The organism is Jeotgalibaca sp. PTS2502, from assembly GCF_001975685.1.
GTDB lineage: Bacteria > Bacillota > Bacilli > Lactobacillales > Aerococcaceae > Jeotgalibaca > Jeotgalibaca arthritidis.
The window spans coordinates 1475560-1494926 of sequence record NZ_CP019433.1; the positions used below are offsets into that span (position 1 = coordinate 1475560).

General features: G+C 37.4%; 15 protein-coding genes and 1 pseudogene. 5 read left to right on the forward strand and 11 right to left on the reverse strand.

Annotated elements, in window-relative coordinates; all coding sequences use genetic code 11:
• Position 1: 1 nt before the first annotated feature.
• The 4 genes from pglX to BW721_RS07210 all read right to left on the reverse strand — a co-directional run bounded on the left by pglX (position 2) and on the right by BW721_RS07210 (position 8571).
• Positions 2-3529 (reverse strand): BREX-1 system adenine-specific DNA-methyltransferase PglX, encoded by a 3528-nt coding sequence (gene pglX, locus BW721_RS07190; protein WP_076767469.1) that lies wholly within the window; start codon positions 3527-3529, stop codon positions 2-4.
• A 12-nt stretch (positions 3530-3541) separates the two neighbouring features.
• The gene (gene brxC / locus BW721_RS07195; RefSeq protein ID WP_076767471.1) at positions 3542-7189 is read right to left on the reverse strand and encodes a BREX system P-loop protein BrxC; all 3648 of its coding nucleotides are present in this window, start codon (positions 7187-7189) and stop codon (positions 3542-3544) included.
• 201 nt (positions 7190-7390) lie between these two features.
• Entirely contained in the window at positions 7391-7972 is a 582-nt protein-coding gene (locus BW721_RS07205) for a DUF1788 domain-containing protein (protein ID WP_076767475.1), read from the reverse strand.
• A gap of 2 nt (positions 7973-7974) precedes the next feature.
• Positions 7975-8571 carry a DUF1819 family protein gene (locus BW721_RS07210; RefSeq protein ID WP_076767477.1) on the reverse strand — a complete coding sequence of 199 codons (597 nt, stop codon included), beginning with the start codon at positions 8569-8571 and terminating at the stop codon, positions 7975-7977.
• Positions 8572-8714: 143 nt separating this feature from the next.
• On the opposite strand from BW721_RS07210, the gene BW721_RS07215 reads away from it, so the two are divergent.
• The gene (locus tag BW721_RS07215) at positions 8715-9761 is read left to right on the forward strand and encodes an aldose epimerase family protein (protein ID WP_076767479.1); all 1047 of its coding nucleotides are present in this window, start codon (positions 8715-8717) and stop codon (positions 9759-9761) included.
• A gap of 446 nt (positions 9762-10207) precedes the next feature.
• Here the strand turns inward: BW721_RS07215 and BW721_RS07220 are convergent, their stop codons facing one another.
• On the reverse strand, positions 10208-10381 hold the full coding sequence (locus tag BW721_RS07220; protein WP_076767481.1) for a tautomerase family protein: 174 nt from the start codon (positions 10379-10381) through the stop codon (positions 10208-10210).
• A gap of 133 nt (positions 10382-10514) precedes the next feature.
• Here BW721_RS07220 and BW721_RS07225 point away from each other — a divergent pair, with 133 nt between their 5' ends.
• Positions 10515-11357: a DUF72 domain-containing protein gene (locus tag BW721_RS07225; protein WP_076767483.1), complete on the forward strand. Its 843-nt coding sequence runs from the start codon at positions 10515-10517 to the stop codon at positions 11355-11357.
• A 1-nt stretch (position 11358) separates the two neighbouring features.
• On the opposite strand, the gene BW721_RS07230 is transcribed toward BW721_RS07225, so the two are convergent.
• Positions 11359-12135: a helix-turn-helix domain-containing protein gene (locus BW721_RS07230; RefSeq protein ID WP_076767485.1), complete on the reverse strand. Its 777-nt coding sequence runs from the start codon at positions 12133-12135 to the stop codon at positions 11359-11361.
• Between the two features lie 19 nt (positions 12136-12154).
• Entirely contained in the window at positions 12155-13135 is a 981-nt protein-coding gene (locus BW721_RS07235) for an MFS transporter (RefSeq protein ID WP_232222904.1), read from the reverse strand.
• A 470-nt stretch (positions 13136-13605) separates the two neighbouring features.
• Between BW721_RS07235 and BW721_RS07240 the strand changes: the two genes are divergently transcribed.
• Complete coding sequence (locus BW721_RS07240) at positions 13606-14262, forward strand: YczE/YyaS/YitT family protein (RefSeq protein ID WP_076767487.1); 657 nt, start codon at positions 13606-13608, stop codon at positions 14260-14262.
• 367 nt (positions 14263-14629) lie between these two features.
• Positions 14630-15820: a coenzyme F420-0:L-glutamate ligase gene (locus tag BW721_RS07245; RefSeq protein ID WP_076767488.1), complete on the forward strand. Its 1191-nt coding sequence runs from the start codon at positions 14630-14632 to the stop codon at positions 15818-15820.
• A 34-nt stretch (positions 15821-15854) separates the two neighbouring features.
• Here BW721_RS07245 and BW721_RS07250 read toward each other — a convergent pair whose 3' ends face one another.
• The 4 genes and pseudogenes from BW721_RS07250 to BW721_RS07260 all read right to left on the reverse strand — a co-directional run bounded on the left by BW721_RS07250 (position 15855) and on the right by BW721_RS07260 (position 18502).
• Positions 15855-16724, reverse strand: a complete 870-nt coding sequence (locus BW721_RS07250) for a MurR/RpiR family transcriptional regulator (protein ID WP_232222905.1) — start codon at positions 16722-16724, stop codon at positions 15855-15857.
• Positions 16725-16787: 63 nt separating this feature from the next.
• Positions 16788-17353 (reverse strand): annotated as a pseudogene (locus BW721_RS07255) (PTS transporter subunit EIIC); the annotation flags it as partial.
• The gene (locus tag BW721_RS12250) at positions 17283-17435 is read right to left on the reverse strand and encodes a hypothetical protein (RefSeq protein ID WP_198031331.1); all 153 of its coding nucleotides are present in this window, start codon (positions 17433-17435) and stop codon (positions 17283-17285) included. The gene BW721_RS12250 and the pseudogene BW721_RS07255, both read right to left, overlap by 71 nt.
• Positions 17436-17437: 2 nt before the next feature.
• Complete coding sequence (locus tag BW721_RS07260) at positions 17438-18502, reverse strand: DUF871 domain-containing protein (RefSeq protein ID WP_076767492.1); 1065 nt, start codon at positions 18500-18502, stop codon at positions 17438-17440.
• Positions 18503-18630: 128 nt separating this feature from the next.
• On the opposite strand from BW721_RS07260, the gene BW721_RS07265 reads away from it, so the two are divergent.
• Complete coding sequence (locus tag BW721_RS07265; protein ID WP_076767494.1) at positions 18631-19257, forward strand: histidine phosphatase family protein; 627 nt, start codon at positions 18631-18633, stop codon at positions 19255-19257.
• The last annotated feature ends 110 nt before the right edge of the window (positions 19258-19367 follow it).

Here is a 19367-nt window from a genome sequence, read left to right on the forward strand (position 1 = left end):
CTTATATCTTTTCAAGTAAATGCATCTTGTTTTTCTTAGTCGTTTGAGATGAAATTAGTGTAATATCTTGGAATTTGGCATAGTTCACCTTCACACCATCATCTAAATCCAATTCAATTCGTTGTTTAGCTATATGATCAAGCACTTCTGAATAAACAGATAACTCTTCTTTATCCTTTTGATAATTTTCAATAGCTTTGCGAGCTGCTGCTTTAGCTTGATTGGATGTATCTGGACTATCAACCACTTGTTGCTCCAAGGTTATTAAATTGTCCAATGTCATAAATAGTGGCAAAACATAATCTGTACGGATTCTAGCAACTGTGTCTCGGTCATAACGATGCATGTAAATAAGAGCTTTAAAGGCACCTCGTTTTCCGCTCGAAAACAGCCAGTAGATAGGTCGCTTCTGGTAAATTTTCAAGTGGTCCTTATAAAAGGTTTTTTGGAAATAGCGACGAATCGTTTCTTCCGGACGTTCGTTCACTTTTTTATCTAAAGCTTGAGCAAGAAACAAAAGATTTTCTTCTAAAGTTTCTTCGCCATAGATGTATGTCACTAATTCAACAACTTTTTTGACTAAATCATCGCTAAAGAGACCATCTTCTGTAATCGGAAGGATATTATCTGCATCCGGTTGATAAGTGTGGTAGTTTTCTGGCTGCCATTCGCCTCCAGCATAAGCAAAACCTTCTTTATCCAGAGAATACCGTCCAAAAATAATACCCACAAGATAGGAAAGGAAGCTACGACTATCTCTCTCATAATCCGCCCTGCGCACTGTTATGTCTTTGTCCTCCACTTCAGGCGTCAATTCATCCTGAAGGCCATAAATATCAATAAAAATTCGATTTAACTCCTCCTCGTTCGCTTTCAACTGCCTAAATTGTTGATCAGCAAACGACTCCCACTGACGGAAAGAATCTGCTATTCGTTCACCTGGATAGTTGAGGAAGGGATGTTTTTTAAAATCCCAGGAAGTTTCAAAGGAATCCCAGTCTGTCCTAGTATGCTGAATTGCTGAACTTACCATATCAATAACTTTGTAGTTTTCTTGAAATACATAAGGTATTGTATCTATATCTCTCACTTGAAAGTTCAATGTGGGGTTAATCAAAGATAAAATATAGGGTGTCACTTTTGAATTAAATAACCCTAGTAGATATAGCTTTATGTTGTTATCTTCTATAAATGCAATTGGTCCAGCATCACCAAACAAACTTCCAACTTTTACCTCTCTAAATGATATTGAAGATGAAGTTATTCTTCCCCATGTCAATCCCGGCTTAAAATAATATTCTTTATCTCTTAGCCGAAAATTAGTCACATTTTTTCTAATCTCTTCACCCATATTTTTTAGTTTTACGATATACATATCGTTTCCGTGAAATTTCCTATATCCTCCTCCACTATTAATTGGAAACCAAGTATATTTATTCATATCAATATAACTCTCACAATTAAATTTTATATTGTTTAAACTAGGCTCATACCAAAACTGTATATATTTTTGATCTCCAGTCATTATTCCAGATTTAGTGTCAATGATTTTACTGACAGATATATTTTTAAAAATGCTATATATTTTGTTATTAGCCCAATACGCAATCGGGCTTCCAGGAATCCCATCAAATTTCCTAGCTTCAATTTCGTATCTTTTACTCTTCTCTATATCTCTTTTTATTTCCAAATATTTCTTTTCCTGTACTCTCATCCCGCCTCGGAAAGAAGACAAGTCAATGTAAATACCTTTGCTTTCGATTGCGGTATTCCTTAAGACAAATGTGCAAATTGGGACAGTTGCCTCTTCAAAGGCTGAATATTCCAAATGAACTAAACTATCGATATTTTTTTCGGTAATGATGTATTCCCTTAGTTTTTCATAGCTCTTAATGAACATCCAAACAAAAGGCGTCATATACCCCATATAGCCATTTTTTTCAGTAAATAATAGATTTCTGTATATAAAGGCTGAAAAAAGGTCCCCTGAATAATCTTTGTAATAATTATTTAGGAATTTTTTAAGTTTATCGTCCATCCCTCTACCACCCATATAAGGCGGATTCGTCACCACAACTTCGTACGTCATCGCCAATAACCGATACTGGTTTACCAAACTTTGAATTAATGGCAAGCTATACTCAATCATTTCACTGGTAAAAATATCCAGATCACTTTCTGTTTGAAAGTAATTAATTTTTGTTTGAATGGCTTCAATTTGAATGGCTGGTACTTGAATGATCGAGCCATATATTTTTGCATCATAGAACACATCAACTAATAACTCTATTTCCTCCATTAAATCTGAATCACCTTGGGCAAACACGTCAAGATGCGCTTTAGGCAATTCATTGCTCTCTTCGATGCTATGGACATTCACCTTGTATGTGCGACTGAATAATCGAGCGTCATATTCTCTTGCTTTCATAATTATAGCAAAAGTTGCCAGCTGTGCTGCACGTCGATCAATTTCTAATCCGAAAAGATTTTTTTCTAGAATCAAAGCGGGAATTTCTCGTTTTGAATATCCTCTGGCTTGATACATCTTATAAAACACTTCAAAAGCATAAACGAGAATATGCCCTGACCCACAACACGGATCTAAAAAGCGAATGGATTCAACATCCAAATTGGTTTGTTTTAATGCATCGAGTTGGGCTTGCACTGCCGGCTCTTGCTCTGCATCCTCTAAATAATAAGTTAGGCTCTTTTCGAAATCTTGGTCTGGATAAGCCTCTAACCAAAGACGTCCCAATGAATTATCAACCATGTATTCCACAATCCAGCGTGGTGTAAAAAGCTGAGTGGCAGCTGGAATGTCTGCCTTACCAATTTTTTTATTTTTCTTTAGATTGGCAAAAACAGTATCTTTTTGGTCAGCAATATAAAACTGATAGAGCCACCCTAAAATTTCAACATTTTTCCAATCTTCTTCGGCAATCATCGTCACCACATCTCGGATTGGACTGCTATCTTGAAGTAGCCCGTCCGGAAGTAACAATGCCATATCATCTGAAATGGTTTCAAATACCGTTGGGATAATCTCACCTAGTTTGTTGCACTGTTGAACCAAGATATAGTGATACAAATCTTCACTACGGTTCTCTTCTCTTAAACGATAGACAAATGCCTTATCTAAATCCAAGGCATCCATATACTGTGTGACATTTGTCAATACATCTGGTTCTGCTTTAGCTGGAACAACTGACGATAGGATGTGACTTTTAATGGGTAAGTAATCATTCACTTCCATAAAGCGTAAGGCAATCATTCGGTTAAACCAGGTATAGGTCGCTTCGGCAATAACTGCCTCATAACCTTCTTGTTCAATGCGTCGTTTTAAATGGCTATATTGGCGTGCTTCACGTTCCCCTAATACACGTTCACCGACAATAAGGCCATCCTTCAATGTTTCTAAGGGCTGTATTCCTTTAGCGGTAATTCCTAATTCAAATGCTTTTTGTTCGATTCCTAGTCTGATTTTTTCACGTGCGTATGCCGCAAATTTTTTTAAGGCTGTTTTATCCAATCCAGACACCTCCTAAGATAATTTGAGCGCATCAACATTTTCAGATGATAAGAGCCGTTGCAACTCTGCTCGTAATGTTCCTAAGTAGTTTTCGATATCTGCCTCTGATTGAATTTCTACTAGCTGACTAGGTAAAATGGTTTCTTTAGAAATAACCATCACTTTCTTTGGTTTTTCTTTTACTGCAGGAATTTGCGGCCCTTCTGGCGTTTCTACCATTGGTTTATCTTTTTCACGAACAACATCTTCTACTTTCTGACGAGCAGCTTCGGCTCTCTTTCTACGGCGTTCTTGTTCGTCATAGATTTCTCTTTTAGTGGTTTCAATTTGACGTAGTGTCGTCACTTTAATCTCATTACTTTCGCCTTTATAAGATAATAGGCGGCTTACTAAGTTAGCGTGTAAAATTTTCTTTTCGAGATCCTCCATTTTAAAGCGGAAGGATTCTTGAATTCGTTTGATTTGCGCAAACTCCAACCAGTCGTCTATCTCTTTTACAATATCTTGCTTATCTTGATTTAAAGCATCTAAAATCGGTTGTGAGATGCCTTGTAAGTGACTATCGACTTCATAATTGAAGCGTTCGATTAAATCAGGTAATTCTTTGATTCGATGATAAGGTCTTGCCATTTTTAAAATATCCTGGATTGTGGTCATAATATGATCAATCTCTGGATTATTTAAATAGTTTTTATCCTGATCGTATAACTTCCGTTTTTCCTGTGCATTACGGTAATGTTCTTTCATTTTAGGTGTATCAAAAAATTCCTTTACTTGGGCCAGTTCATCAAAATCATCCATTAATTCGTTTTCCATTCGGGCTAGTTCACGGAAAAACTCATGTGAATCTGTTATAGAAACTAATCGGTCTACCTTCTGTAATACCTCTTTGACTAATTGTTCATCTGGGAAAGAATTGTATTGGTATTGGCTATGAATATAGTTAAGATCTCGCTGTTCACGACTAAAGCGCTCAACAATTTCTTTATGCATATCCTCTTCTTTAGCACGAATATGGTTCATTCCAAAAATATCACTCATGATACGTTCAGCTGATTGAATCAAATCTTCAGATACTTTTACACGAATGGATAAAATCATCTTTTCTTGAATATCTTTTTTCATAAAGGTTTTTAAAAAATCTGATTCGTTGAGGTTAAAGCGACGGCTGTTTAAGCTGGCTTGTATATCCTCTTCCTTTATCAAACCGATTAAACTGGCAATAATATCCAGTTCTTTCCAACCATACGGAGCAGAACCAAAGCGTTCCATTAGCTCACGAACAGAAATCGACACATTCAAGTCATTCTTCATTAATAAATAGTCTTTGATTTCTTTTGTTGCTAATTGATTCTCATCGCTATATTTCAAGTCTAAGAGATCTAGTTCTTGTGTCTGAATAAGTTCTTCGACTTCATCTTTTGTAAATGAGTGTTTCATATAATTGATTTTATGGTATAACGAGCCAATCAATGCATGTAGTCCTGTTTCGATACGTTTCTGAGATGTTCCATTTGCCTCTAAGTCATACCCATTAATATAAATGATTGCATGTTCTAATGCCGTCTGAAGTTTTAACTTAATTAATGATTGTAACTGATTTCGTTCATTTGCTTTTCTTAAATGAATTTCCTCTACAACAGGCGACTTGCTCTTTGATGTCTGCTCCCTTAAGTAGCGGTTAATTTTTAAATACTGACGTAATTCGTCAAACTGCTCTTCTTCTGGCAATTGTAAAATGACTTTTTCTTCTCGAGCAGAAACTGCGCGAACTTCTGTATCTTCCGTATAACCAGAATAAAGCGATAGCACTTTTAACCCCATATCAATATGCCCATTACGAATAGCACGGTCATCAATCCACTGTGAAAAATCGAAAAGATACTGAATGTCTTTACGTTCTGGGAAAGGCTGATAAATAAATCGCTTCATACTTAAAATGTCATCATAAATCATCCGGCCTGCTTCCAAAACGAGTTCAGACGTTGGTAATTGAACACGCTCAATCTCTCGGTTAACATCTTGCTCTTCATTCGTTAGGAAAAAGTATTCATTTCCGATTCGTTGAATTAAGAATTCCTTTTGTAACCGAAGGAGTGAGTCACTAACTTTTTTTCCTAGTTCTAATGTATCTTCATCAATTTGATTAATTAGTAATGTGGTTAGGTTCTTAATCGTCCCAGGCATCTCATCTACATAACGGATTAAAAAGAGCAATTTTAAGACCGAAATATCAAAGTCTGTTAAGCTGTCATTTTGTTCTGCTTTTAAAATGGTTGAGCGAACAGAATGCTCTAACGCACCATCAATACTTTCATAGAATAACGAGAACGGAACGAGCTGACCAATCGTTTCATTTTGTAGAAAACGTGTTGCTTGTTGAACAGATTCTAGTAAGTTACGCTCCCCATCAGAAAAGTGTTTTCTTGAGCTTCCGTGTTCGCGAATACTAGTAAAGACTTTCTGCAATAAATTAAACTGATACGGAATAAAAGGATAAACAGCGGCAAACTCTTGCCTATCTTGGTAAAATTTCATGGTCGCTGTTTCTTCAAATTCTAACTTGTTTTTGAGAGCGGCCTCTTGCTGATCATAGGTCAACACCAACGTATCTTCTGCTGCTTCTGTTTTATCTAATAGACGAATTTTAATAACTTCATCCGCATTGGCACTACTTAGGCTTAGACGCGTATTAAAACGTCCCTGGATCTTAGAATAGTCTAATTCAGACATTGCATCTGCTAATCCCTTAATCTCTTGCTGAGCAGTCACAATCACCCAGACTCTACCTTTCAGTTGTTTTCCTAAATCTTCAACAATGGTTTGTAAATTTAACATTGAAGACAGATTATCCGATACAAACTGCCCCACTTCGTCTACCGCAAAGACAAGTTGGTAATTATCTGGTTTTTGATCAATAAAACTTTTTAGGCGATTACTAAAACTATCTACTGAAATACTGTAATTGTCTTCGCCGTTTTCAATCCAACTTCTGGCACTTTCTTCCGTCATAGACGTTGCTTTCGATAGCGCCACAATTGCTTCATCCATGTTAAAGAAAATTTCATCACGGCCTTCTATCCACGACAACCCCGTTTCTTCTTCAAAATAGGCCTTAAAAGCGTCATATTGATTATTCTTATCTAATGTTTCTTCAAGTTGTGCTAACCATGGAATACTAGCAGAATAGCCTCTCATTTCATTAAATACTTTATTAAAAACTTGAACGAGGGTTAGCTTATTTTGCTTACTACCGACGTCCGCCTTTGAATCGATATTAAATAAAATAACATCACTTGGAACTTGAGCAACTTCTGTAATGAGATCAAATGTTTCTTTATCCAGTTTATCAGCAAAGAAATCGGCTGCCTTTTGTCCATTAACTTCTAGATTTGAATTCAATAAATAAGACAAAATTTTTAGAAAATGTGATTTACCCGATCCGAAGAATCCAGAGATCCAGACACCAACTCGGTCTGTTTCTGTTTCAAGAGCATGATGATAAGCTTTAAAAAAGCTCTTAAAATGTTTCTGTAACTCTGAAGTGACAACATATTCTTCCAATTCATTTTGGATTTGCTCAGCATCTGCCGGTCCAATTTTAACAACACCTTGGATCTCGCGGTTAATATCTTTTTTAAATAGACGTTCAATTTGCATGGTTCTCACCTCCTAAAAAAGAAGGTTTTTGGCTATTTGCGTGTACGCCAAATAGAGCCATGAATTCTTTCATGCCCCTCTGGTTGTTGTATTTAATTGGTACATAGCTATCTACAGCAAGGTGTGTGTGTGTGTGTGTGTGTGTGTGTGTGTGTGTGTGTGTGTGTGTGTGTGTTAACATATGAAACCTCCTAGGTCAAGTTATTTTTCAATTATTTTAAATGCTCTATAATAATGGTCATCTTCAAATTTTCCGAATAATTTTAACTTCCCATCATCATATTCACCTGGAAAGAAAAGAATAAGTGGATTATTCTCAATAACTGCCTGTAAATTATTTAAAATGACGTGAGATCGTATGATTGGGTATGCTTTACCAATACCTGTGATAAAAATAACGGCATCCTCTTCGAGATGCTCACAGATATAAGAAACAATGTAATCATTATTCGTTGCTATCTTTAATGCCTTCTGCATTTTTTCATACCAATCTAAACTGCCTTTTTTCTCCTCCATTTGGAAATTCTTTTCCATGTACCCTCTCTTCTCAAAAAAAGAAAGGATAATATCGTACATATCGAATAGTTGGATTTTGTATCGTGATTGAGTCCGCTCAAGATAATCTTTCATTTGCGGGATTGCCTCTCGTACAACTAATTCGTCGGTTGGATCATAGTCAAATATATAAAATCCGACTTCATTTCCCAACCCTTTATTGTCGAAAAAGCCTGGGACTTCAATTTTTTCACGTAGTTCATCCAAACGTTTTGTAATTTGTCGCATGCCTATTCTCCTAATAAAACGTCTATTATGTGCTGTTCCTTCTCTGCTTTTAAATAAGTCAGAACATTCGGTGCAATCATCAAGTGATGAAGTCGCTCCTCGTTATTGCTTCTCTGTAACAGTCCAGCGTCTTCAATTGCTTGATGATACGCATTAGACAATCGACTTTTTGTAGCATCTGTCCAATTGTAAACTTTCTCAGATTGCTCACCTTTACGATCGAGAAATAAAATAGTCTCTTTTTTAGTTAGTATTGGATCTAACACTAAAAACTTATCACGAATGACTTCTCTCATCCATTCATAGAATAGTCGATCTTTTTTCAAAATCGCATACAGTAAAATCGCTTTAGCTGTTTGACTATCACTTTCAAGAAAAGCTTGTTGTAAAAATGGATCAAGTTGTGACACACGTTTTAGTATTTCGTTCGCAAATGTTTTAATTCGATCTTCGCTTTTTAATAAAAATAAATTATCCTCTAAAACGGTTGTTAAAACCTCCTCCTTAGTCATTCCTTTTATCAATAACTCCACAACTTGTCGTGTTTCTTGATAAAGGAAAGGTCTTGTATTTAGTGTTGTTGTATAACTATTTTTCATTATTCCACTCCCATTTGGGCATATACATCTATTATATCATTCTCATCAAAAACATTCTCGCCATTTTCCACATTTCATTATTCCATTGGCCATGAGAACTGTTACAATAGATTCATCATGTGAAGCGAAAGGCAGGAATTTGAATGAAGATTGAAGAGAAATTATTTGGCGTTTTTAACAATCAAGACGTTAATGCAATTACCTTAACAAACAGCCAAGGCGTGTCCATCACAGCCATCCCTTATGGAGCACATATTATTGACTGGACTGTTCCTGATAAAAACGGACAATTCGACAATATCGTCATTGGTTTAGACAACTTAGACGACTACGTTAACCACCGTCCTTTTTACGGTGCAACGGTTGGGCGAATTGCGGGACGGATTGCTAAGGGTAAATTTACCCTAGATGGCAAGGACTACACCCTACCTGTTAATACAAGTGGCAACCATTTACACGGCGGGCCTAAAGGTCTAGACGCGGTTTTATGGAACTATCGCACGGAACAAACTGACGACCGCGCAGCGATTATTTTTTCTTACGTTGACCCAGCTGGGGCTAATGATTTTCCCGGCACATTAACGGTTGAAGTGGCTTACACCCTAACAGAAGACAACGAGTGGATGGTTAGTTACAAGGCAACAACGGACGAGCCAACCTTATTTAACCCAACGAACCATGTTTACTTTAACTTGCACGGAGACCTTGGACAAACGATTTTGGACCACTCACTCTTTATCAAGGCTGATCACTATATCGAATTAAATGAAAATACAATTCCAACTGGCCAATTACCTACCGTCGATGGGACTCCTTTTGACTTTAGAAATGCAGCGCCTTTAGCGCAAGCAATAGAGTCTGATCACCCACAAACAACAGCAGTTAAAGGGCTAGACCATCCATTTGTGTTGAACCACGATTCAGAAGGACCCGATGCTGTTATTTTCCATAAAGAAAATGGCCGCCGTATTGTGATGACAACCGACCAACCATCTGTCGTTATCTTTATGCATAATGGCCCTGCTGATGTTGAAGTGAATGGCAAAGCGGTTCAAGCCTATGCCGGTCTAACACTTGAAACACAAGGATTCCCTGATGCTATCAACCACGATAACTTTGGGAATACGGTATTACGTCCGGGCGAAACATTTGTATCTACAACAACTTACCAATTTGAATTGGAAAAATAGAAAAACGGTCTTTGAAAGCTATTTTTAGTTTTCAAAGACCGTTTTTTAGCTATAAGTGGTTGTTGAAAATCAAATTTCGTTTGCAACAACCGTTTTTCTCGTTTTTTCGGTTTTTGAAAATCAAAATCCATTTACAAAGACCGAATTCAGACAAAAGGGTCTGGAAAGTAACATCAGTCCCTAAAATACATAAGAATAATTGTTACGTAAACGTGCTCAAAAAGGCAGCCCCGACGTCACTTTGTCATCATTGTTGTTGCTTTAGAAACTTACAATGATGATACACTTGGGCTAAAAGCCCACAGTGCATCTTTCAATGCTCGGATGGTCTACGACCATTCTGTGCTTATTCGTTCCAGTTGCCATAGCCGTTGTAGCTTTAGCTGCTTACGGATATGGTATGCGTTAGAAGATTCGGGGCTAAACGCCTTTTTTCCCACTCTTCTTTATTTTGCTTGTCCTTGGTAGAAATCTTCTTCCGCCATATCCTCAAAAATAACACGGATACTTTCTGCTTTGGCAAAGTCTAATTGATCCATTAAATCAATAATCGCTTCTGCAACTTCTTTCTTTTGTGCAGGTGTACGTCCTTCTTTTAGTTGAATATTTACAAATGGCATTGTCATTCCTCCTTTTTTCTTAAAATAAGAATAAGCGATAGGTGGGCAATATTCAATCAGAATCAGTAAAATTGCAAATTCTTCCGCCTTTATTTAATATAAACGTATCTACTATGAGAGGTGGCTGGTCGTTGTGATTACAATTGGTTTAACAGGTTGGTCTGACCATGACTTAATTTGTCCCAACCCTAAACGAAAACTAGAAGATTATTCCAACAACTTCCCCGTTGTGGAGCTAGATAGTAGTTTTTATGCCATCCCTCCAGCCCGCAATGTTAATAGCTGGATTGAAAAAACACCGGATGCCTTCCAGTTTATTCCAAAAGCTTACCGAGCTATGACCATGCACGAAGATTGGCACCAGCATTACGATTCGTTAGCGCACTTGTTTGAGACATATAAAATAACCTTTGAACCCATGAGGGCTGTAGGAAAAATCAAGGCGATTTTATTCCAATTCCCACCTAACTTTATTTGCAATCGCGAGCATGTTAGTTATTTAAGGACGGTTCGTCAGCTAATGGATGACTGGCCGATTGCTGTAGAGTTTCGCCATAACAGTTGGTACAGCGAAGGCTTTAAAGCCGGCACTCTTAACTTTCTAAAGGAGATGACCTTTATTCATGTGGTTGTTGACCAACCGCAAACACCGCATAACTCCGTGCCTTTTACACCAGTTGCAACACATCCAGATTTAACGCTTTTAAGACTTCACGGCCATAACTATGAAGGCTGGTTAGGCGAGAATGTTAATCCTGACGAATGGCGGTCAATTCGCACACTCTATCATTACAGCGACGACGAGTTAGCTGGCATTAAAAAAACCGCCCTTGCCTTAGAAGAAGCTTCTAAAGAAGTGACGGTCATTTTCAATAACAATTCTGGTGGACACGCGGCTGCTAATGGCAAAAGCTTAAAAAAGTTACTAGGATTGGCCTTTGAAGAATTGGGTCCGCAGCAAATTGATTTATTTTAAATTAGTCCTCTATATGAGTACGGGCCATTTTTTGAATATAATCAGCCGGTGATTCACCCGTGATTTTTTTAAAAGTCTTACTAAAATAGGAACTGCTATTAAAGCCTAAAGAAGCCGCTACATCCATCACCGACTTGTGCCCTCTAGAGAAGAGGAGCTTGGATGCGTCAATTTTTTGCCGATTGACGTATTCACTGATGGTATAACCGGTTTCTTTTTTGAATTTACGGGATAGATGAGACGCATTAATGTGGAAGGTTTCCGCTAAAATCGAAACCGACATCTCCTCCTGTAAATGGTTCGTTATATAAACCGCAACTTCCTTAACAATAGCTGAATAATGGGCAGCCGAAAAATTCGCCACTAAGTCGCAATACTCATCAAACATCTCCACGGAAACGGTATTAATTAAATAATCAATCGAATTGGCATTTTCAATTAAACGACCGTACTTTTCAGCAATTAAATGAATATATAGCGGTGGCACTCCACCTAATCCAGCAGCTACACGGCTCATAGTATTACGAATAATCATGCCATTTTTACGGGTTCTTAGCATATCCGATACAATAACGGGATTTCCATAGTTATACATTTGGTCTTCTTCCTTCGTAATGATACTCCTTGCCACAGTCAATAAATCTTTATTTCCCGTTTGAATGGCCCGGATGAGGAGATTATCCCGTTCCCATGCCTTTTCAATGTACGCCGAAGACATTACTTTTTCCGATGAATCCTCCAAGGATATAATGCTATACAGATTCTCTCCGTTTCCCATTGCTTCACCCTCTTATCTCTCACTTTATCAATCTTATCTTAAAGAAATAAAGAGGATTAGTCAAAACAAAAAAACCGTGCGGTGCCAATGCAGTTGCACCGAATGTAATCAATAAGTCAGGGATAATCACTAAACCAGCGATTTGACCAGATAAAGCAAAGTTTCCAAGTAATACACCAAACAAGATAATCATCGCAACTTGGTCGGCCATTAGCTGTACACAGAATTTAACGAAAGCGGCTGCCATTGATAACATTTGCAATGGGCGATTACCTTTAATAATTTGTGCGTAATCCTTTAATGATGTTTCTTTTGCATTTTCACCAATTCCGAAATATTCAGTACGGTCTTTAGATGCAATCCCGATACAAGCTAAAATACAGAGAACAAGTGACACGATTATAACCATCGTCACGAATTGTTGGAAAAATCCAAGCGAGAATTCATTGTTAAACTGAGGTAATAGGTCGTTTGATACAAACATTTGACCACCAGTAAAAACAAAAATCATGAAAATACCATCTGAGATATTGAACATTGGTCGTTGTTTTGGATCACTTGTTAAAACAGACTGCCCTGCTTTGGTACATGATGCTTGTAATGAATAACCAATCTTATGAACAAGCAAAGCTGCAATTAAGATTGGTAGTCGTGCTGTGCTTGGTGCTAAGTGTGTCGAAAATAGAATAACAAAGGATACGATTGTAATAAAATTACCAATGAACATTAACGGACGGTATTTACCAAAACGTGTATCTGTTTTATCAATAAACACACCGATAGCTGGGTCAATAACACCATCAAAGATACGAATATAACCCATTAACTGACTAATGAATAAAGCGGCTAACCCAACAATCCCTGTTGAGTAATACGTAACAAAACCAAAAGCAAACAAATATAGGTTAGTTGAGGCATTGTTCAAAGAGAACAAAACGATTTGCCACCATTTGGCTGTATGATACTGATTATTTTTTTGTTGCATTGCAGTAGAACTCACTTACAAAACCTCCATCTTATATTATCTAACATTATTTACTATCAAAAATAAACTTAGTAAGATACCTGTTGCAATTGAAATTAAAAAGTTACGCTTGAAAACTTTGTTATAAAGGGAAATTAAGCTGTATTTATGAGAAATTTTTCACGATTAAAGGGAAGCACTTCCAATAAATTACGTTGATAAGTATATGGTAAAATGGAGGTGTTTTCATTAACTATCTTTGCCTCATTGTGTATTATTTTTGCACCGTTTTTGTTGTATTCGCTTGCAAAAATCGAAGCCTTTTCTCACTTCATTTCACTTTAAACAACCTGTTTGTTCATTATTTCATAATGAATCCACTTTTCAATGGTTAATCATGAATATTCCATGAGGAAAAGTGTATAATGTTGACTTCAACTCATTAATCTTTATAATATAACGAGGGAAAACAAGTCTACCCCTAATAATTTTAAATGAGGTATAAAATGAACGCAAATAAGTTAAGAAGAATTCTTTTTTCTTTAGCAGGTGTTATCATTATTGGCTTGGCGGTTGGTTTAATGCGTATTGCAGACCTAGGTACTGATTCATTTTCAACATTCAATCTTGGTTTAAGTGGTTTTTTTAATATTCAATTTGGAACTTACATGATTTTTTCAAATGCTATTGGTTTAATTTTAGTATTCTTTACGGCACGTCATTTAATTGGAATCGGAACTGCCTTTAATATTGTATTAGTGGGTTATGTGTCCGACTTTACTGTCTATCTTATCGATACTTACATTGGTGACATCAGTTCATTCTGGTTAAGATTACTCGTATCAGCCTTTGGGATTATAGTTCTAGCCTTTGGTGCGGTGGTTTACATCGTAGCTGAGCAAGGCGTTGCGCCTTATGATGCTCTTCCTATTATTATTGAAGATAAATCAAATGGTCGCATTTCATTCCAAACTGCTCGTGTTCTGTCTGATATTTTATGTATTGCAATTGGCTTTTTCTTCGGTGCAACGGTTGGGATTACAACGATTATCGCAGCCTTCTTCATGGGACCGATTATGCAAGTCTTCCGTACACGTTTAACAGCAGTTATGGCTTCTCTTGAAGAAAATGATCAACCTGAAATTGAAAACAGTCATATTTAACAAAAAGACATGAGGAATTTTTCTTCCTGATGTCTTTTTTTGCTTTGAAATAGACATGAACTGTCGAGTAGACGATTGGTTAGCCTCTCATTCGACATAAAATCCGATTAAAGTGTCGAATGAAGATTTTTTTTGGGACTTGCTCAGCACTTTTAGCCTAAAATCTGTCGAGTGGCTGCTTTTTACACCACCTAGTCGACATTTTCAACAAGACAATCGCATTTTATCGGCCGCTATTATTGTAAATATCATTCAATAAGCATATAATTATTCAGTACCTATGTTTAATAGGATATTTTTGTTGATGCATTCTTTTATATATATAGTAGAATTAAGGTATGACTCGATAATTTAAGGAGAGATTGTAGTGGAAAGAGTAGTTGGAACTGTCGTTAGAGGCCTTCGCAGCCCTATCATCCATAGTGGCGATAATATCGAAGAGATTGTTGTCGACACAGTATTGAACGCGTCTGAAGTGGAAGGATTCACATTTAGAGACAGAGATATCGTTTCAATCACAGAATCAATTGTCGCTCGTGCTCAAGGTAACTATGCAACTGTCGATCAAATTGCAACAGATGTTAAAGCAAAATTTGGTGATGACACAATTGGTGTTATTTTCCCAATTCTAAGCCGTAACCGTTTCTCAATTTGTTTACGTGGTATTGCACAAGGCGCTAAAAAAGTCATTATTATGCTAAGCTACCCATCAGATGAAGTGGGTAACCATTTAGTGAGCTTAGACTCATTAGACGAAAAAGGTGTGAACCCATGGACAGACGTTTTATCAGAAGCTGAATTCCGTGAGCACTTTGGTTATGAAAAACATAAATTTACAGGTGTGGACTACATCGAATACTACAAATCGATTGTAGAAGAAAGTGGCAGCGAATGTGAAGTTATCTTCTCAAACAATGCAAAATCAATTTTAGACTACACAAAGAGTGTCTTGACTTGTGACATCCATAGTCGTTTCCGTACTAAGAAGATTTTGAAAGAAAACGGTGCTGAAAAAGTTTATAGCTTGGATAACATCCTTTCTGAATCAATTGATGGCGGCGGCTTCAATGATACCTATGGTTTACTAGGCTCAAACAAAGCAACTGAAGATACTGTTAAACTGTTTCCACGTAACTCTCAACCAGTTGTAGACAAAATTCACGCTTTACTGAAAGAAAAAACAGGTAAAAGCATTGAAGTTATGGTTTATGGTGATGGTGCGTTTAAAGATCCAGTCGGGAAAATCTGGGAGCTTGCTGATCCCGTTGTATCACCTGCATATACACCAGGTTTAGATGGTATTCCTAATGAAATTAAATTAAAATACCTTGCGGATAATAACTTTGCTGACTTACAAGGTGAAGAATTGAAACAAGCTATTTCTGAATTTATTAAGAATAAAGACGAAGACCTCGTTGGTTCAATGGAATCACAAGGAACAACACCTCGTCAATTAACAGACCTTATTGGTTCATTGTCTGATTTAACTTCAGGAAGTGGCGACAAAGGAACACCAATCGTTTTCATCCAAGGTTACTTTGATAACTATACAAAATAAAGAAAATGCTGAGTCGGCTTGCGACTCAGCATTTTTATGTTTTATCCTTCAAAATATTCTCTAATTCTGTTGTCGCTCTTAACGTTCGTTCTAAGCTTTTTAAGTTGTCATCGTAGCTTTTTGTCATAAAACTATAAAATACAATGGAAACGGCATAGAGTTGGCTAAGTAAAGAGATGGTCGCTCCACTTCTAAGTGGTGGTTCCATAACTTTCGTTGTCTTTAACGAAAAACGAGCTAGTTCACTCAATCGATTTTCAGTGTCTTGTGTGAGAGAAACAGTCGTTAATCCGAGTTGATTAGCTAAAGTCATCAAAACAAGCCCTTCTTGCTTTTCACCGCTATTAGAAATTCCTATATAAACGGACCCTTGAGCCGCAATCGCCATAGAAGCAGCCAATTCATGTTGGTCTTGCGAGCAAAATACTTGTTTGCCTAACCGTGTGAATTTTTGCTTAATGTCGACAGCGACAATATATGAAGCTCCTAGTCCATGGACATAGATAATGGGACAATCCACTAGCTGATCAGCAACAGCTTCGACTATTTTATCATCAAGGGTGGCATTCGTGTTTTCCAAAACATAGGTTGTATTTGCCAGTAGTTTCTTTTTAATTTGGCCGAGGCTCTCATTAGCTGAAATATCCGTATGCACGTCTTCTTGCAAAAAAGGTGTTTGAGCTGATAATTGAATTTTCAGCTCGGTAAAGCCTTTTACATTAATGGATCGACATAATCGAATCACCGCTGCTGCACTAGAATCAGCTGCATCTGCTAATTGTGTAGCATTCATCTGAATAACCTCTAACGGATTTGCCAGAATGACATCAGCAATTTTTCGTTCTGATTCTGGTAACTGGGGTAACTTGTCTTTAATCATTAAAAGCAGATGCTGTTGTGGCACGAGAATACTCCTCTCTTGATTGAGATAGAGTGAGACTGACTTATCAGCCAGTCTCACTCTATCTTATAGATTTGATAGTAAATCATCAACATTAGTTGTTGAGCCATCAAGTTCAGTTGGCTCCATTGCTTCTTTCGGAACACCGAAGAAATAAGTCACTACGAAGCCACCACTATAAGCAGCCAATAAACCTAACACATAGCCCCACCGATACCACCTCCAATACAAGCAGTGATGAATGGGCGACCTAATGGCAAGCTAACTGCATAAATTAAGGGTTCACCAATTCCTAAAATACCAACCGGAAGAGAACCTTTAATCATGTTAGTTAGTTGTTTATTCTTACGGCATCTAATCCATAATGCAATCGCAGCACCAACTTGACCAGCTCCTGCCATCGCTAAAATAGGAAGTAAAAGTGTTTTTCCTGATGAAGCAATCATTTCAATATGAATCGGCGTTAAGATTTGGTGAAGTCCAAACATAACCATTGGCAAGAACAATGCTCCTAATACAAAACCAGCAAAGGCACCACCAACATTCAATATCCAGGTAATGCTACCAACTAAACTGGATGAAATAACACCGGCTACTGGCATAATAATAAAGATGGTTAATAATCCCATGCTTCAAAACATCCGCCACGCTCATTTGATCAAGCTGTAATGTTTCTGGATTTCTCGTTTCTGTTGTTAATTTATCTAAGTTCATCTCTATTCCTCCCAAACAATTTCAAACCGCTGACCTGGCCCACAATAGTCTAATAAGAAGAGTTCATCTTCAGCAATTCGACCCACCACATTAACGCGATCATCTTCTGGTAAATTGCGCTTAGTTATTTGCACTTCGCCTCTGTAACGGCCATAACCGTCATTATCAATAGTAATTGAACCCGTCGAACGTTTCATAATGGTCCCTTTTGCAATTGTCTGATTAGCATTTCTTAAGCGACCTTCTTGGCTACGAATCACATCTCTAGCAGCGTCCATGCGATTCGTATGCTGACCGCCAGTTCGGGCTATATCTTCATTATCACCTAAAGAAACCGCATGAAATGAAATCGTATCGTGAAGTAAATAGCTCGAAAATTGCTGGATAGTCGCTTCTTTTATCGTAGGATCACCAATATATATTTTATCAACAAGGCAATCTTTCTCTAACTCTAAAGCTGACGTCAAAGGATGTTGATAGCGGTGTCGTTCTAGAGTCGGTAACCCCTCATAAAGGGGTCCTCTTAGTTTTTCATCTCCTGCAACAAATGCCATAACTTTAAAACCAGCTTTTTTCAACCAGTCATTTTGCTGGCAGAAGTCTTTTTTACCTAGTCCTGTTTCTGGACGCGGATAATAATTATGCCAAGCTTCCATTTTTGAAAAATCCGCCCCGTAATGAGTTAATTCTTCAATATCGCGATTTGAAATGGTACTCGCATTCAAAGCAACACCCATTTGTCTGCTGATCGTTGCTACATCTTGATTGCTTATCCCATAATCAATCCTGATCGCTGTTATGCCCATTTCAATTAATGAGCTCAGATTACCAAAACCAACATTCAGATGGTTTAAAGCTGAGCCCGATGCATCAACAACTAATTCAAGCTGTTTTTCTTTGGCTAGCTGCCCTAGTTTTTGTAAACGTCCTAAATATTTGCTATGATCATCTTCAGGGATATGAATTGATGTGAAGATACCTTTAAAGCCATTTTCATGCATCTGATTGACATAAGCCATGGTTTTATCAGTGATTGCTTCATTTAAAAATACAGAAAAACCGTACATAAAACCCCTCCTATTTGAAAACGCTTCACACTGTTTTTAGTATAAGTGCTTTGAAATTTTTTTTCAATTAAAAGCCCTTATATTTCATAAAAAGATTTTATTTAAAATATTTTTTCAAGGAGCCTATTATGCAAACTCTTTATTTCGTCCGGCATGGACAAACTGAATTAAACGCTAAAGACCACGTTCAAGGTGGCGACATCGACTCACCGCTACTAGAAAAAAGCCGAGAAGATGCTGTTAAAACAGGCCTTTATCTGCGCAACGAACCCATTGACAGATTGATTAGCAGTCCACAATTACGAGCCAAAAATACAGCGCTCTTGATTAACAGTCAATTTCAAACTGAACTCCCATTTGAGATTGAACCGCTTCTGAAAGAATTTGGTTATGGTGAATGGGAAGGACTCCACATTCCCACCGTTGCCAAACAATGGCCCGAAACATTCTATCACTTGCGCAACCAGCCCCATCTCTACGATCCCCGTTCCTTTGGCGGCGAAAGCTACCCTGACTTAATTAAACGAGGAACAAAGGCAGTGACAGATTATGCCGACCGTTATTCGGATGCCAACCTCTTATTTGTAGGCCACTCGATTACACTCACCGCAACCATTTTGAGTTTAGTGGGCTACGATTTGAAAGATATTCGCTCGCAAACACCAATGGCAAATACCAGTATTTCACGTTTGAAGCGACAAGGTGATCGCTTTATTCTTGAGTCTTGGAATGAGACTGCTCATTTAGATGAATAAGATTGTTTATCTTCTTGAAGAAAGAGCTGTTATAGCTTATAATAGAAGAGATAATTTCTTATAAAGAAACGTTATTTCTTATTCAGTAGAGGAGCGCGATTTTTTGAAAA

What these genes read in the sequence shown, in the direction of transcription:
- brxC (WP_076767471.1), bottom strand. Translation starts at nt 7,189, where the DNA reads ATGCAAATTGAACGTCTATTTAAAAAAGATATTAACCGCGAGATCCAA.
- BW721_RS07205 (WP_076767475.1), bottom strand. Translation starts at nt 7,972, where the DNA reads ATGCGACAAATTACAAAACGTTTGGATGAACTACGTGAAAAAATTGAA.
- BW721_RS07210 (WP_076767477.1), bottom strand. Translation starts at nt 8,571, where the DNA reads ATGAAAAATAGTTATACAACAACACTAAATACAAGACCTTTCCTTTAT.
- BW721_RS07215 (WP_076767479.1), top strand. Translation starts at nt 8,715, where the DNA reads ATGAAGATTGAAGAGAAATTATTTGGCGTTTTTAACAATCAAGACGTT.
- BW721_RS07220 (WP_076767481.1), bottom strand. Translation starts at nt 10,381, where the DNA reads ATGCCATTTGTAAATATTCAACTAAAAGAAGGACGTACACCTGCACAA.
- BW721_RS07230 (WP_076767485.1), bottom strand. Translation starts at nt 12,135, where the DNA reads ATGGGAAACGGAGAGAATCTGTATAGCATTATATCCTTGGAGGATTCA.
- BW721_RS07240 (WP_076767487.1), top strand. Translation starts at nt 13,606, where the DNA reads ATGAACGCAAATAAGTTAAGAAGAATTCTTTTTTCTTTAGCAGGTGTT.
- BW721_RS12250 (WP_198031331.1), bottom strand. Translation starts at nt 17,435, where the DNA reads ATGAACTTAGATAAATTAACAACAGAAACGAGAAATCCAGAAACATTA.
- BW721_RS07260 (WP_076767492.1), bottom strand. Translation starts at nt 18,502, where the DNA reads ATGTACGGTTTTTCTGTATTTTTAAATGAAGCAATCACTGATAAAACC.
- BW721_RS07265 (WP_076767494.1), top strand. Translation starts at nt 18,631, where the DNA reads ATGCAAACTCTTTATTTCGTCCGGCATGGACAAACTGAATTAAACGCT.